At 38.9% G+C, this 15,893-nt stretch carries 11 protein-coding genes, 2 pseudogenes and 1 riboswitch; of the genes and pseudogenes, 7 read left to right on the top strand and 6 right to left on the bottom strand.

The features are described from left to right. Window positions 1-50: 50 nt before the first annotated feature. The 5 genes from CP363_RS00070 (at window position 51) to CP363_RS00050 (ending at window position 4,815) form a co-directional block, all read left to right on the top strand. A complete protein-coding gene (locus CP363_RS00070; RefSeq protein ID WP_098035670.1) occupies window positions 51-455 on the top strand; it encodes a DUF1934 domain-containing protein in 405 nt (134 codons plus the stop codon). A 46-nt stretch (window positions 456-501) separates the two neighbouring features. Next, a complete protein-coding gene (rpoE, locus tag CP363_RS00065) occupies window positions 502-1,059 on the top strand; it encodes a DNA-directed RNA polymerase subunit delta (RefSeq protein WP_060462412.1) in 558 nt (185 codons plus the stop codon). 116 nt (window positions 1,060-1,175) lie between these two features. After that, a complete protein-coding gene (locus CP363_RS00060) occupies window positions 1,176-2,795 on the top strand; it encodes a CTP synthase (protein WP_098035669.1) in 1,620 nt (539 codons plus the stop codon). A gap of 131 nt (window positions 2,796-2,926) precedes the next feature. Continuing rightward, window positions 2,927-4,222, top strand: a complete 1,296-nt coding sequence (locus CP363_RS00055; protein WP_005725365.1) for a UDP-N-acetylglucosamine 1-carboxyvinyltransferase — start codon at window positions 2,927-2,929, stop codon at window positions 4,220-4,222. 68 nt (window positions 4,223-4,290) lie between these two features. Then, on the top strand, window positions 4,291-4,815 hold the full coding sequence (locus CP363_RS00050) for a GNAT family N-acetyltransferase (RefSeq protein WP_089145710.1): 525 nt from the start codon (window positions 4,291-4,293) through the stop codon (window positions 4,813-4,815). A gap of 52 nt (window positions 4,816-4,867) precedes the next feature. On the opposite strand, the gene CP363_RS00045 is transcribed toward CP363_RS00050, so the two are convergent. The 6 genes and pseudogenes from CP363_RS00045 to CP363_RS10630 form a co-directional block, all read right to left on the bottom strand. Then, a complete protein-coding gene (locus tag CP363_RS00045; RefSeq protein ID WP_098035668.1) occupies window positions 4,868-6,292 on the bottom strand; it encodes a C69 family dipeptidase in 1,425 nt (474 codons plus the stop codon). 86 nt (window positions 6,293-6,378) lie between these two features. Then, window positions 6,379-7,191, bottom strand: a complete 813-nt coding sequence (locus CP363_RS00040) for a helix-turn-helix domain-containing protein (RefSeq protein WP_098035667.1) — start codon at window positions 7,189-7,191, stop codon at window positions 6,379-6,381. A 148-nt stretch (window positions 7,192-7,339) separates the two neighbouring features. Further along, on the bottom strand, window positions 7,340-8,626 hold the full coding sequence (locus CP363_RS00035; RefSeq protein ID WP_098035666.1) for a nucleobase:cation symporter-2 family protein: 1,287 nt from the start codon (window positions 8,624-8,626) through the stop codon (window positions 7,340-7,342). Window positions 8,627-8,632: 6 nt separating this feature from the next. Beyond that, the gene (locus CP363_RS00030; RefSeq protein ID WP_098035665.1) at window positions 8,633-9,211 is read right to left on the bottom strand and encodes a xanthine phosphoribosyltransferase; all 579 of its coding nucleotides are present in this window, start codon (window positions 9,209-9,211) and stop codon (window positions 8,633-8,635) included. A 71-nt stretch (window positions 9,212-9,282) separates the two neighbouring features. Further along, window positions 9,283-9,380, bottom strand: a riboswitch (purine riboswitch). A 64-nt stretch (window positions 9,381-9,444) separates the two neighbouring features. Further along, window positions 9,445-9,627 (bottom strand): annotated as a pseudogene (locus CP363_RS10865) (XRE family transcriptional regulator); the annotation flags it as partial. Window positions 9,628-9,723: 96 nt separating this feature from the next. Then, window positions 9,724-9,822: pseudogene (locus CP363_RS10630) on the bottom strand (XRE family transcriptional regulator); the annotation flags it as partial. A 209-nt stretch (window positions 9,823-10,031) separates the two neighbouring features. Here CP363_RS10630 and guaA point away from each other — a divergent pair. After that, a complete protein-coding gene (guaA, locus tag CP363_RS00020; RefSeq protein WP_098035664.1) occupies window positions 10,032-11,582 on the top strand; it encodes a glutamine-hydrolyzing GMP synthase in 1,551 nt (516 codons plus the stop codon). 1,043 nt (window positions 11,583-12,625) lie between these two features. Beyond that, the coding region (locus CP363_RS10860; protein WP_233187118.1) for an LEA family epithelial adhesin at window positions 12,626-15,893 on the top strand (3,268 nt) is incomplete at its 3' end.

Genomic DNA, 15,893 nt, shown 5'->3' with positions numbered 1-15,893 from the left:
ACTAAAATTATATCAGAGATATAGTAATAATGTTTAAAGGGGGCGCTTGTTTGACAGCAATTACGATTGATTTGACTAGTAAAATTACTCAAGACAATGAGACAGAGACTTTTACGCGACATGCGCAAGGGCAATTGACTGAGGAAGGCGACGTCACACGAATTTCTTATGCCGAAGAAGGGCAAATTCCAGTGAAGATGCTTCTAAAGGAGAATGAATTGTTGATGCGCCGCGGCGTTGACAGCAATAATTATTCTTTAATGAAATTTATTCCGGGTGAAAAAGGCAACTGCCGCTATGTAGTTGAAGGGCGCCGCATGGACATGACCAGCGTGACTAACTTGCTTGAATATCAGAGTCAAGATGATGGTTCACGTAAACTTCGGGTTGAATATGACCTCTTTAATGGACTATACTTAATAGGTAACTATGCAGTCACGTTGATTTTTACTTAAAGGCCTAGTAAAATAGTAAAGATTGTATAAGAGAGGACGTACAGCTGTGGGATTAGACAAATTTAAAGACAAAAATCGCGATGAATTGTCAATGATCGAAGTTGCTCGCGCAATTTTGGAAGACAATGGCAAGAGAATGGCATTTGCCGATATTGTTAATGCCGTACAAAAATACTTGAATAAGAGTGACGAAGAAATTCGTGAACGTTTACCACAATTTTATACTAATATGAACACTGATGGTGAATTTATCTCAATGGGTGAAAATGTTTGGGCACTTCGTTCATGGTTCCCATATGAATCAGTTGATGAAGAAGTCAACCACCCTGAAGATGAAGAAGAAGACGATTCACGTAAGCACCATAAGAAGGTTAATGCCTTCTTAGCTAGTGCAACTGGTGATGATGACATTATCGACTACGATAACGATGATCCAGAAGATGACGACTTAGACGCCACAGACGATGATACTGATGACGATTATGGCGACGAAGATTCTGATTATGATGAAGACAACGACGATACTGATGATGTATTGCCAGATGGCATTGAAGGTCAATTGTCACAATTAAATGATGATGATGATGACGACGAAGATAATTAATTTGCTTGACTTAAGAAGAAAAAGCAGATAATATTTTTGTTGGGCACCCTATGTGCGTTTAGCTCCCCGTTAGTGGGAGCTTTTTTGTTTAAAGGATAAGTTAAAAGGAGCAGAACATGACAAAATACATCTTCGTAACTGGCGGTGTCGTATCTTCACTTGGTAAAGGGATTACTGCATCAAGTTTAGGTCGACTTCTTAAGAATCGTGGCTTGAAGGTCACTATGCAAAAGTTTGACCCATATATTAATATTGACCCAGGTACAATGAATCCATACCAACACGGTGAAGTTTATGTTACCGACGATGGTACAGAAGCTGACCTTGACTTAGGTCACTATGAAAGAATCGTAGATGTTAGAACTAGCAAGTATTCTAACGTAACTACTGGTAAGATTTACCAAGAAGTTTTGGAAAAAGAACGTCGTGGTGACTACCATGGTGCTACTGTACAAGTAATTCCTCATATTACTGACATGATCAAAAAGAAGATCATGCGTGCAGCTTTGACTACTGATTCAGATGTAATTATTTCTGAAATTGGTGGTACTGTTGGGGATATCGAATCAACTCCATTCATGGAAGCTATTCGTCAAATGCGCCGTGAAGTTGGTCCAGAAAATGTAATGTACATTCACTGTACTTTGGTTCCACTTCTTCACGCTGCTCATGAAATGAAGACTAAGCCAACACAACACTCAGTTGCTGAGCTTCGTAGTATTGGTATTCAACCAAATATGTTAGTGCTTCGTGCTGAGCAACCAATCGACCAAGAACATAAGGATAAGATTTCTACTTTTACAGATGTTCCTGTTGATCGAATCATTGAATCAATTGATGCTCCTTCATTATTCGATGTGCCTTTGAACTTCCAAAAGCAAGGCATGGATCAAAAAGTCTGTGATTTCTTACACTTAGAGAGTCCAAAGCCAGAAGCTGACATGGAAGCTTGGAAGAAGCTTGATGAACGTGCTAAGACTTTGAAACATCACACTAAGATTACCTTGGTTGGTAAGTATGTAGAGCTTGAAGACGCTTATATTTCAGTTACTGATGCTTTGCAACATGCTGGTTATCTTTACAACACTAAGATTGATGTTGATAAGGTACAAGCTGAAGACGTAACTGAAGATAATATTGCAGAAATCATGAAGGATTCAGATGGTTTGATTGTCCCTGGTGGTTTTGGTACTCGTGGTCTTGAAGGAATGATTACTGCAATTAAGTATGCTCGTGAACATGACATCCCATTCTTAGGTATTTGTTTGGGGATGCAAATGGCTAGTGTTGAATTTGCACGCGATGTATTAAACCTTGAGGATGCTAATTCTGCAGAAGCAGAGCCAAACTGCAAGAATAATATTATCGACATTATGGCTGATAAGCGTGATGAAGAAAATATTGGTGGTACTTTGCGGTTAGGTATTTACCCTGCTACTCTTAAGAAGGGAACTAAGACTCGTGCGGCTTACGATGATCAAGATGTTATTCAAGAACGTCACCGTCACCGTTTTGAATTCAATAATGAATACCGTGAAGCCTTTGAAAAGGCTGGTATGGTCTTCTCAGGCGTTTCACCAGATAACCGCTTAGTTGAAATTATCGAATTACCAAAGAAGAAATTCTTTGTTGCAGCTCAATATCACCCAGAATTTTTGAGTCGTCCACAACGTCCAGAAGGCTTATTTAAGTCATTTATTGGTGCAGCTAGTGGTCTTCCAGCACAAGAATTTTAAAGTAATTAAAGTTTGATTATACAAAATCTTAAGAAAACAAGAACTGAGAGACCTCAGCTCTTGTTTTTTTTGTAAATATCCTTTAACATTATTATGATTAATTGAAAGTAGAAAAGGATTTGTTTTCGCCAATGAAGCAGATGATAATTCATGGTGGAAAGCCCCTGCAGGGTGATGTTTGGATCGGTGGAGCTAAGAACTCAACAGTTGCTCTTATTCCGGCATCAATTTTATCAAGAACACCAGTGACCTTGGAAGGCGTCCCAAGAATAGCTGATGTGGTTAACTTGATGGACTTATTGAGTGAGATGGATGTACATTGTGATTTCGGTGAAACCACTTTGCGGATAGATCCAACTGATATCAAAATGAGTCCGTTGCCAGCTGGTAAGATTAAGAGTTTGCGCGCTTCATATTACTTTATGGGTGCGCTACTTGGTCGCTTTGGCAAGGCAGTAGTGGGCTTCCCTGGTGGTGACGATATTGGGCCACGTCCGATTGACCAACATATTAAGGGCTTTGAAGCCTTAGGCGCTAGCGTAAAAAATGAAAATGATCAAATTATAATTACTGCACCAGAAGATGGTTTGCATGGAGCAAAAATTCATTTAAAGATGCCATCAGTTGGGGCAACGATGAATATTATTATGGCTAGTGTGACAGCACAGGGCCAGACTATAATCGAAAATGCCGCAAAGGAACCGGAAATTATTGATTTAGCTACCTTCTTGAACAATATGGGGGCAGTTATTCGTGGTGCTGGTACTGACTCTATTCGAATTGAAGGGGTGGAGCAGCTTAAAGCACAGATTCCTCATACGATTATTCCAGACAGAATTGAAGCAGGGACTTATGTTGCTTTAGCTGCCTGTATTGGTAATGGCATTCGCATTCATAATATTATCGAAGAACACCTTGATTCATACCTGGCTAAAGTTGAAGAAATGGGTGTAGTAATCGATTCAGATGAAGATTCTTTGTATGTTTACCCAGCGGGCGACCTAAAAATGGTCCAGGTGAAGACAGATGTTTATCCTGGTTTTGCGACAGATTTACAGCAACCAATTACACCACTTTTATTAACTGCTAAAAGCGGTGAAGGTGTAGTAATCGATAATATTTATCCTAAACGGATTGGTCATATTGCTCAGTTGCAAAAGATGGGAGCCAATATTAAAGTTGAAGATAATATTATTTTGGCCCATCCAACTAAGCAGTTTCATGGTGCGGAAGTAACTGCAGGTGAGATTCGGGCAGGTGCCTGTCTGATGATTGCAGGCCTGATGGCTGATGGTACAACAACGATCGACAAGGCTGGTAATATCTTGCGTGGTTATGATCGGGTCCAAGAAAAGCTGCGTCAACTTGGAGCTGATGTAACTATCAAGGATGATCCTGCTGTACCGGGTATTTTAGATAATATTTAGTAAATAAAAACCACATGGAAAATCTCCGTGTGGTTTTTGTAATGATATGTCGATTTGTAGGTGAACAAATGAGTTTAATTTTTACAAGACGTGCACAAAATTCAGATGTGGATAAAATTGTGCAAATTTTAAATGATGCGATTTCTTTTTTAAAGGAAAGTGGCTCATCGCAGTGGCAAAGTGGCTACCCTAATCGAGCAACTGTAGAAGATGATATTAAAAATGGGTGTGCTTGGGTATTAACTGTGGATAATGAAGTTGCAGGGTATGCGGCAGTGGTAATTGGCCGTGAGCCAACTTATGCGGATATTGAAGGTAAGTGGGAAAATAATGTGGACACCTATGCGACAATTCACCGCATTGCAGTTTCTAGTAAGTTTAGAGGAATGCATTTGAGTCAATTTTTCTTGAGCAATATTATTTCTCTAACTTATGCACAAGGAATTCACAATTTTAGAATTGATACAAGCCGGAAAAATAAAATTGTCCAGCACATTGCAGTTAGTCATAATTTTATTGAACGAGGGATTATTCAAGTAACTGAAGATCCGGTTGATTCAAGTAGAATAGCTTACGAGTTGAATTTAAGGTAATGAAAAATCCACATGGGTGTGAATTCCATGTGGATTATTTTTGCCTTTTTAATTAATCAAGCAAGTCGTACTTCAAAGTCATTAAACCGTGACCTTCGTCAACCATTTGACCAAGAAGTTCAACAGTGTTGTTGTAAACAGTGTCAGACATCTTTTGGTTGGCCGCAATTAACTTGTCTTGCAATTCCTTGCCTGAAAGATTTGCGACTTCCTTATCAGTGTCATGTTGAATCTTGTGGCATTGAGCCAAGCTCTTTTGTTCAAAGGCATCTTCAAGTTCGCCGTAAACACGGTAGTTGGTATCGCCTAATTGAGCAGTTAACTTGTTAAGCCAGAAAATCTTGCTCAAGTTAAATTTAGGAGTGGTTTGCCAAGCTTCAGGGGTAGTAGTGACATTAGTATAGAATGGCACCATTGAGTTAAAGGTGTTAGGACCAAAGGCTAACCATTGTACACCTGCAATTTCTGCAGGAACATCATTACGAATTTGCAAAATATGGGTTTCAAAGTTTCTGTTAATACCGATAGGACGGAAGGTCTTCTTCTGTTCAGGAGTACCTTGATCGCCATAAGCATCGTAAGGAGTGTCTTGGTAGTGTGAGCTTTCGGCCCATTTAATATCTTCAATTGAGATTAAACGATTAGCATGGCAGATAAAAGGTTGATCTTGATCTGCTGGAGTGCCACCAAAGTCTGGATCGAAATAGTTGTGAATATACCAAGCACGAGGATTATTGTAGTGAGCATCCTTAATAGTTGAAGAACCAAAGATGTGGCGCATGTTGTAGCCTTCACGGTCTGGATTCAAGTGATATTCTTCGATTAAATCCTTTAGGTCTGCTGAACAAGCAAAATTATCAGAATCGTTGAAGTCGAAAGTATCAATGTTCAAACGGTTTGGTGCAATGACATAAGCATCATCTGGAATACGGCGTGCGATCCAGTGGTGGCCACCGATAGTTTCGAGGTACCAAATATTGTCCTTGTCAGAAAAGGCCATACCGTTCATTTCATAAGTACCGTATTTTTCAACTAAATAGCCGACACGTTTAACACCGTCAAAAGCTGAGTGCAAGTATGGCAAGGTCAAAGTAACGAAATCTTCTTCACCAAGACCACCTTCACTTGGGTCAAGCAATGGGTCTACGCCTTGAATACGTGAATTAGTAGTAATAGTTTCAGTAGCGGTCATAGCTACGTTTTCAGCGTTAATTCCGGCTGCGCCCCAAATACCATTTTTGCCTGAAACATCAGGTGCTGAAGTATAGCGTAATGGTGTTTCTGCTAAATCAGCGTCATCAATCTTTTGCTTTGAAATAACACTAGTGTAGTGCTTAGGTTGGTCAGCTGGGTTAACAGCTTTAAAGCCTTCAGGGATGATGACGCGACCACCGTCTTCACTACGAGCGATCATCGTAGAGCCATCAATAGTTGCTTTTTTACCAACTAAAATAGTAGTACATTCTGTTTGTTTCATTGGATCAGTCCTTTACTTTTATTATGTTTAAATTATTTCCTAATAATATTGTATGCAAAAATAATCCGATAAGCCAAAGAATATAATTAATTTCCCCGAAAGGCATTTGGACTAACACCGCTATAGCGTTTAAATGCCTTGGAGAAGGTAAATTCATCGCCGTAGCCGACTTTTTTGGCAATTTGCTTTAGATTGTGTGTGGTATTAGTTAATTCTTTCTTAGCGGCTTCCATGCGCAATTGCATGAGGTACTTTTGAGGTGATAATTTAGTGTTTTTTCTGAACAAAGCATATAAAAAGCTGCGTGATACACCTAGCCTATGACAAAGTTCAACAATATTGCAGGTAGGATCAGTGTAATTTTGATTAAGATAATTAATAGCGATTTGATATTGATCATTTTTAGGTGTTTTGCGGACTGGTGGATGGTTAGGAAAGTCTTTTACTAGATGATAAAAAAGTTGATAAGTTAAAGCTGAAATTTTTAAATTGTTTAATAAGGTCTTTTTCTTCGCCAAACATTGATAAAGGTCATCTAGGGTTTGATAAAAGGCAGTTTTTTGAATTTGACGCAAGAAATTTTTATTAGGTAAATTTGATGCCTTGATGCTTTCATTAACGCCGTTGCCAGCTAGGCCAATCCAGAAGTATTCCCAGGGTTCATCATGGTCAGCTTGGAAAGAACAAGTTTGATTGCGCGGGACGTAAAAAAGATCGCCAGCTTTTAATTTGACTGCGTGGTGTCTACTAGAAGTAAAGGTACCAGTTCCGCTAATAATGTAATAAAAAATATCGTTCTTACGAAGATTGTCACCTTGAAAGAATTCATCGGGCTGACATTTTTGCCGGCCGTAAAACATGATGTAGCTATCAAGATTTTGGTTATTTAAGTTAGGCATAGACTTCCTCACTGTTGAAAAATTATGTTACTTCTATTATAGAAGAGATTTGCTTAAAAGGTGAAGAATGAAAAACGACCACATTAAGCGGTCGTTCGTGAATATTTATAGAAAATTATGATATGGAATTATGAAATGAAAAGGTATTTTACTTATGGGCACCACTTCTTCCGTTGAATAATAGGTTAAGCAGAGTTGCACAAATGCTGGCTACGACGATACCGTTGCCTAAGAACAATTGAATGGTTTGGGGGAGAGTTTGGAAGATTTGCGGATAGACAGTTACGCCCAGTCCCATACCAATTGAAATGGCGACAATTAGAATATTGCGGTTGTTCTCAAAATTAACTTTGGTTAACATTTTGATTCCTTGCACGGCAATCATTGTGAACATGACCAACATGGCTCCGCCTAAAACTGAGTCAGGAATGATGGTAACTAGAGCACCGATTTTAGGAAGTAAGCCCATGGCCATTAATAAGCCAGCAGCCCAGTAAATCGGACGCTTAGTCTTAATGCCGGATAATTGAAGCAAGCCGACATTTTGAGAAAAAGTAGTGTAAGGGAAGGTGTTGAAAAGCCCACCGAAGATTTGTGCTAATCCTTCTGCACGATAACCTTTTTTGAGGTCTTCTTCGGTGATATCTTGATGAAGTAGGTCGCCAATGGCAAAGAAGACGCCAGTGGATTCGACCAAGGAAACTAAGGCAATGATGATCATGGTCAAACAAGATGACCATTCGAATTCTGGCACCCCGAAGTAGAAAAATTGAGGCAAATGGAACCAAGAAGCTTCGGCAACTGGCTTTAATGAAACAAGCCCCATGCAACCAGCAATGATAGTCCCAGCAATTAATCCAATTAAAACAGAGATGGAGCGGAGAAATCCCTTAGCCCAGACTTCGATGGCAATGATGATGAGGATGGTAATAAAGGCAGCGATTAAATTTTTCGCATCACCGAAGTCTTTGGCTTGTGCGTTTCCGCCACCCATGTTTTGAAAGGCCACGGGAATCAAAGTTAGTCCAATAACTGTAATTAAGGTTCCCGTAACTACCGGCGGGAAGAGTTTTTTGATTTTTGAAAACCATCCGGCAATTAAGAAAACAAAGATTCCAGCAACGATAATCGCACCGTACATGGTGTTAATTGAAAATTTTTGCCCAATCATTTCTAGAGGAGCAACAGCCTGAATTGCACAGCCCAAAACGACTGGCAAGCCAATGCCGAAATATTTATTACGGAATAGTTGAATTAAAGTGGCTAAACCACACATGAAGATATCAATCGAAACTAGGTAAGTCATCTGTGTGCTATTGAAGTGTAGTGCCGTACCAATTAAAAGGGGAACGGCAACTGCACCGGAGTACATTGCCAGCAAATGTTGCAAACCTAGGACAGCAGCTTTTTTGTGACTAACTTCTTTTTGTGCCATTTTTAATTATTCTTCTCCCTCGAAGTGTACTTGATCATTTTCAAAGCTATCGATTTTTGCTAGGGCTTCAAAACGTAGACCTTCTTTTTCTACCCATTCGCTACCACCCTGGAAAGTTTTGGCAACAACGGCACCAACTCCAACAATGTCGCAGCCGGCTTGCTTGGCGATGTTAACCATGCCTTTTACGGCTTCACCGTGGGCAACGAAGTCATCAATGATTAAGATATGTTCGCCTGGGTGCAAAAATTTTTCTTCAACGCAGATCTTATTGTTGACCTTCTTGGTGTAAGAAAAGACGTCAGCCCAATAAACTGCATCATTCAAAGTAGACGGCTTTTTCTTTCTGGCAAAGATCATTGGCACGTGCAGTTGGTAGGCTGCCATTACGCCAGGGGCAATTCCAGATGCTTCACAAGTTAAGACCTTATCGACTTTTTCATCTTTAAAAAGGCGGGCAAATTCTTCACCAACATGCATCATTAGTTGCGGATCAACTTGGTGATTCAAAAATGAATTAATTTTAAGCACATTTCCGGGTAAAACTTCACCATCTTGTTTAATTCGATCTACTAATTCCCTCAATATTATCCTCCTCAAGAAAGAAATAAGGACTTCCTCTACCTAGAGCAGGTAAAAGAAGTCCTTAAGATTATTCTTAACTTTCATTCACCTATAGTCCGGTATTTACGGTACCGGGTAGAGACTGTCGACCTTATTTCGACGATATATAGATATTTGTGTTGGCTTAATCTTAACAGAATATATTGCCGAACACAAGTGGAAAATTAAGGATTAATGTTCGATTATAGTAAAAATTATTCAGCTGCGATATCGTTATGGCACAGACTGATGATCTTTTCGATAATGCCATATAAGATCCCCGCGATTGGCCAGATGATCCAGCTGCGTTCCCAATCATTGGTAATGAAGCTATATCCTAGATAAAGTAAGACTGCTATTAACCAATAGAGTGTGGCGTATTTGTTCATAATTTTGCGACCAAGTTTTTCTTAGGAGTGTAATCATCTGTTTGTAATAAAATGTTGTAGCTGTCCATAATGATATTACTTTTGACAAAGAAGAACACACCGATTGGATACAGCTTGCCGACTGACATTCATCTTTTCAGCTAGTGCTTCTTGAAAAAGATGATTTTTCTTGTGTAATGCCGCAATTTTTTGACCTAATCTCATGATTGATCGTCCTTTCGTTTTGAAATAATTTGATTTAACGAAAATTTGCGGTTGCAGACCACCACTTTTTAATTGCATTTAGCGCAACTAGTAGTTGCGGTCGCTAAAGACGAACAATCACGTCTTGTTTTCTGATTTTTTAATTGACCTTTTTAATTTTTCCTAGTAGAGTTAGTTAAAAATGTTTAGTGAAAAGAGGGAGAATTTTTGTGGCTAAAAATCTAGACGATTTTGACAAGATTATTGTTCTTGACTTTGGTAGTCAATACAATCAATTAATCACTCGACGCATTCGTGATTTTGGCATCTATTCTGAACTTTTACCACACGATCTTTCCATGGAGAAGATTAAACAGATCAATCCTAAGGGAATCATTTTCTCAGGTGGTCCTAACAGTGTTTACGATAATGGTGCATTAAAGGTTGATCCTGCAATCTTTAAGTTGGGTATTCCAATTTTGGGTATTTGTTACGGGATGCAATTAATGTCTCATGACTTAGGCGGTAAAGTTGAACAAGCTGAAAACAAGGAATATGGCCGCGCCAACATTACGGTTGAAGATCCAGACAGTATTTTGTTCAATGGCTTGCCTTCAAAGCAATACGTTTGGATGAGCCACGGCGACTTAGTAACTGAAGCTCCAAAAGGCTTCGAAGTAACTGCCTCAAGCAAAAACTGTCCAATTGCGGCAATTGCTAATCCAGATAAAAAGTTTTATGGTATCCAATTCCACGCAGAAGTGCGCAATTCAGAATACGGTTTAGACATCTTGAAGCACTTTGCCTTTGACGTTTGTGGTGCTGAGGCTAACTGGACCATGAACGACTTCATCGACATGAAGGTTGATGAGATCCGTAAGGAAGTTGGCGACAAGAAAGTCATCTTAGGTCTTTCGGGTGGTGTAGATTCTAGCGTTACTGCTACTCTTTTACACAAAGCAATCGGCGATCAATTAACTGCAATTTTTGTTGATCACGGAATGCTGCGTAAAGACGAAGGCAATCAAGTAATGCAAGCCTTGAACAAGGATCTTGGTGTTAACATCATTCGGGTTAATGCCCAAAAGAGATTCTTAGATAAGTTGAAAGGTGTAACTGATCCTGAAAAGAAGCGTAAGATTATCGGTAAGGAATTCATCGAGGTCTTTAACGAAGAAGCTAAGAAGTTAAAGGATGTAGATTTCTTAGCTCAAGGTACGCTTTATACTGATGTTATCGAGTCAGGTACCAACACTGCCCAAACGATTAAGTCCCATCACAACGTTGGTGGTCTTCCTAAGGACATGCATTTCAAGCTGATTGAACCACTGCGTAAGTTGTTCAAGGACGAAGTACGTGAACTTGGTGAAAAGCTGGGCATTCCACATGACTTGGTATGGCGTCAGCCATTCCCAGGCCCTGGTCTTGGTATCCGTGTTCTTGGTGAAGTGACTGAAGACAAGCTTAAGATTGTGCGTGATTCTGATGCGATTTTACGAGAAGAAATCAAGAAGGCAGGTTTACAAGAAAAGATCTGGCAATACTTCACTGTTCTTCCAGGTATTCGCTCCGTTGGAGTAATGGGCGATGGACGTACTTATGACTATACGATTGGTATTCGTGCCGTAACCTCAATTGATGGGATGACTGCAGATTTTGCCCAAATTCCATGGGATGTACTTGGTCACATTTCAGATAGAATCGTCAATGAAGTAGATAACGTTAATCGCGTAGTTTACGATGTGACGAGTAAGCCACCTTCAACGATTGAATGGGAGTAATTTAATATATTAACATGAAGAGGGAATCCCAATATGACAGCATTTGAAGAGGGTCAATATTAGTAAAAAACACGGGTTAAAAGTAAGTTGTCTACCGAAAATTGAATATTTTGCTTACTTTTGTTGAAAAGTAAGTGATTGTTGTCCTACTTATTGTCATTTGATAAGTGGGGCATTTTTGTTTCTCTTTGTTGCCACAAAAGAAATGCTGAAATCCAAACGGAGCAGTCTGTTTGATCGTTGTTGTTACTTATGACGAAAATATAAGTAAATCAGATATGAAATCTCGAAATGACCTTGAATGAAATCTCAAGGTACTCATTCTCGAATGCAATATCTGATCGGTCGCTAGGATAAAGGGAAGACCATCAGGCCGCCCTTTCAAGCAGTATATAATATAATAAACAAATTAGTATATACCAATTAATGCTGAGCAGAAACTAACCCGACGATTCATAAATTTAGTCAGCCGTTTTCGGTCGCAACCGAAGGCTGAAAATTTATTTTGCCGGGACGGCAAACATGAGGGGGTCATTGCACGATGAAGCCGTTAAAGGATTCATCAACTTCAGTTACACCGTCAACAACTAGAACGGGATAAGGAAACCGAAATTAAGCGGAAAAGGCAATGAAGAACCATCTCTGTATCAAAGATTCAAGCTAAAAAGTCAGTACTTCATGAAGGAAACGACTTAGAGTTATAATTTAAATTTAAACATTATTTCTAGTACCACAATATATGAAAAGAGAGCAGTGAGATTGCGTCTCACTACTCTCAATCGCGAACTTGAATAATTTTAGTGTTTGAAAAGAGATTAGCCTTTGCGGTTAGTCTCTTTTACTATCTGGTAAGTTGACTGCAAACAGAAAAGCCGCCCGGCTCGAGGGCCAAGCGGTCATCAAAGTCGCTAAACGGTGTTATAATATTATCAGATTGAAGAAATATTATATTCAACAATTAGGCTGATAACTTAACGGTAGCACTCTTGTTCTGGTGTACTGCAATACACCACTAGTTATTAAATTGGGGAGTAAGAATAACGATGAAGCGATTTAAATTTTTAGAAACTAAGCGGACACCGCGTTATAGTTTACGTAAGCTTAACGTTGGTGTGGCTTCGGTATTATTAGGAGTAACCATTTTTGGAATTAACTTTACAAATCATTCTGTAAAGGCAGCAACCACAGAAAGCGTTACCAATAGTTCACCAAACAGTAATTCGCAACAAACTTTAGCAGCTGCGACAACCTTACAATCTGCACCAAAGACGCAAGGTAGCGTTGACACTGATATTAAATCATCAGCAGCAAAATCAGCAGCTACAGTAGATCAAAATAACACTAATACTCAGAAAACAACTAGTGCAACAGAAAAAGTTCAACAAAATGGTGCAAGTAACGATGTAACAGAAAAAGTTCAACAAAATAGTGCAAGTAACGATGTAACAGCTAATAATTCTGCAGAAGCTGCGACAACCTCACAATCTGCACCAAAGACGCAAGGCAGCGCTCACACTGATATTAAATCATTAGCAGCTAAATCAGCAGCAAAATTAGCATTTATGAACTTAATGGCAGCTTCTGATACTGGTACTGGTACTGATAATGGTACTGGTACTGACAGAAGTGGAGCAGATGTAGATCAAAATAACATTAATGATCAGCCAGCTAAAGAAAATCAAGAATTGGCCAATAAGACTAATCTAACTTCTTCAGATAACTACAGTTCTAATATCTATCAAGGTAAAGATGGAAAGTATTACAAGGTTGTAACTATTTATGGTAATGACTACGTTTACCATGCTGCTGATATTCAAGCTAATGGTACTGCTCGTGGGCAAACGGCAACGACAGCTGAAGATACTAAAAATAATATCAATATTTCTAAAGAAGATTTAGGAAATGGTAAGACCCGTTGGACTGTTGTTTTCTTCCCTCATCAGGGATTACAAAATGTTGGCAGTAGCCTAAGTGGGTTAGTTTCTGCAAAATTTGGTATTGCTCTCACTAATGACTACCAAATCGTTGATAATGTTGATATGGAAGTAATTAATGATCCTAATCAAAAATATACATATTATAAATTTGAGCCCGGTAGCAATAGCGCTACTGACATTACAATAAAAAATCCACCAGCTGAAGTAGACTTTTCATTTAATCCTAAGACAGATGTTGATCCAAATACTGGTTTAATTAATAATAGTAAAACCTTGCCAGCTTATGACAATAGATATTTGCAACCCTCATACTATTTCACTACTGATACTAGTTCTGGTAAAACGAACTTATGGCAGACTTACTTTTTCAATAATGGTAATGAGGTTTATTATAATAATGCATATGATGGGACGACCCCTTATCTAGGTGACGTTCATGACTTTCATTTTAATAATTTTATAATTAAAAATAAAACTGGAGTTGACGGTTTAGATTCTAAGGACCTTAATGACCCTAATGCCCAAATCCCAATCATTTATGACACACGGAATGAATTTAATTCTAATGGCGTATTTAACAGTGTTAACTTTAACCAAGCAATGGAATTTAAGTCACATGGTTACCAAAGTAAACTTGCGTGGGCTGGGGTTGATCTATCACAACATTCTTCTTATGTTATTTCCTTTACTACGCAACACACAGACTCTCATGAAGTAGATTTATCTACAGGTTCGAAAAATCAACAATTCTCAGGAATCTCAGCTAATATTTATTCTTATCAGAATGGCTACTATAACATGTTTTCTCGCTTATATGGTGAGCAGAGAGCACTGGATCCAGCTGGTGCAACAGTAGAAGCTAACAAAATTATTCCTCATTGGGGTGATGTCAAGCCTTATATTGATAAGATTAAGCAAGACTATTTAAATAATGCTCAAATTAATGTTTTGCGGAATAAAATTCTAAATAACATTACAGACCCTGCTGCTTTAAATAACATTGTTAGTGAAGGAAATTCCTTAAACGATGCTATGAAAAAGCTTGGTAATAGTATCGGACAGTATGATTCTGATGGCAAGTTTACTAATCATAAAGTCGATACAACTAAGGCTTCAGATAGTTATAAATATGCTGATTCAGATAAAAAATTAGCTTATGACAATGCGACAAAAGCAGTAAGTAATATAATTTCTGTAGAAAAGGGTACAGTTAACAAAAGTAATGGTACCTATGCAGATCTAAAGACGGTAAAAGCGCTTACTGATGCTGAAAATAATGCTTGGAACGAACTTAATGGTGTCAAGAAGAACGCTACGGATGCAATAAAGGCTATTAATGATGCTGCAACAGCTAAGAAAGCAAGCATTAATAACTCTGCTATCTTAACTAATGAAGAAAAATCCGCGTTAGTTAACCAAGCACAAAAACTTGCTGATGACGCAATTACTAACATCAATAAAGCAACAACTAACGATGCAGTAAACATTGCTAAGGAAAATGGTGTTCAAGCTATTAAGAACATGACAATTCCAACATCTTCTAAGACCAAGAATGACGCTAATAGTGATCTCGATACCACAGCAGCTGCTGCTAAGAATGCCATCGATGAAACTTCAGGTTTAACTGAGGATCAAAAGAAAACAGCAAAGGATCAAATTGACCAAGCTGTTACTGCTGCTAAAGACAACATCAAGAAGGCTTCTGATGACACAGGTGTTGCAGCTGCAAAGGCTGCAGGTAAGCTCGCAATCGACAAGGTAAGTGCAAATGCCGCAATTGATGGAGCACTGGCTGAAAAGAATAATTCAATTGATACTGCTCCTAACCTGACTGATGAAGAAAAGAAAGCTGTGAAGGGTCAAGCTAAGACAGTTGCAGATAGTGCCAAGACCGCCATTAGCAATGCAAAAACTGGCACTGATGTTGAATCAGCTAAGAACACTGGTGTTGAAAACATTAAGAACATGCCAATTCCAACATCTTCTAAGACCAAGAATGACGCTAATAGTGATCTCGATACCACAGCAGCTGCTGCTAAGAATGCCATCGATGAAACTTCAGGTTTAACTGAGGATCAAAAGAAAACAGCAAAGGATCAAATTGACCAAGCTGTTACTGCTGCTAAAGACAACATCAAGAAGGCTTCTGATGACACAGGTGTTGCAGCTGCAAAGGCTGCAGGTAAGCTCGCAATCGACAAGGTAAGTGCAAATGCCGCAATTGATGGAGCACTGGCTGAAAAGAATAATTCAATTGATACTGCTCCTAACCTGACTGATGAAGAAAAGAAAGCTGTGAAGGGTCAAGCTAAGACAGTTGCAGATAGTGCCAAGACTGCCATTAGCAATGCAAAAACTGTCACTGATGTTGAAT

Origin of the sequence: Lactobacillus sp. UMNPBX12 (assembly GCF_002553955.1) — a bacterium.
Taxonomy (GTDB): domain Bacteria; phylum Bacillota; class Bacilli; order Lactobacillales; family Lactobacillaceae; genus Lactobacillus; species Lactobacillus crispatus.
The sequence above is the reverse complement of the archived record's forward strand: the minus strand, read 5'-3'. Positions and strand labels throughout refer to the sequence as shown.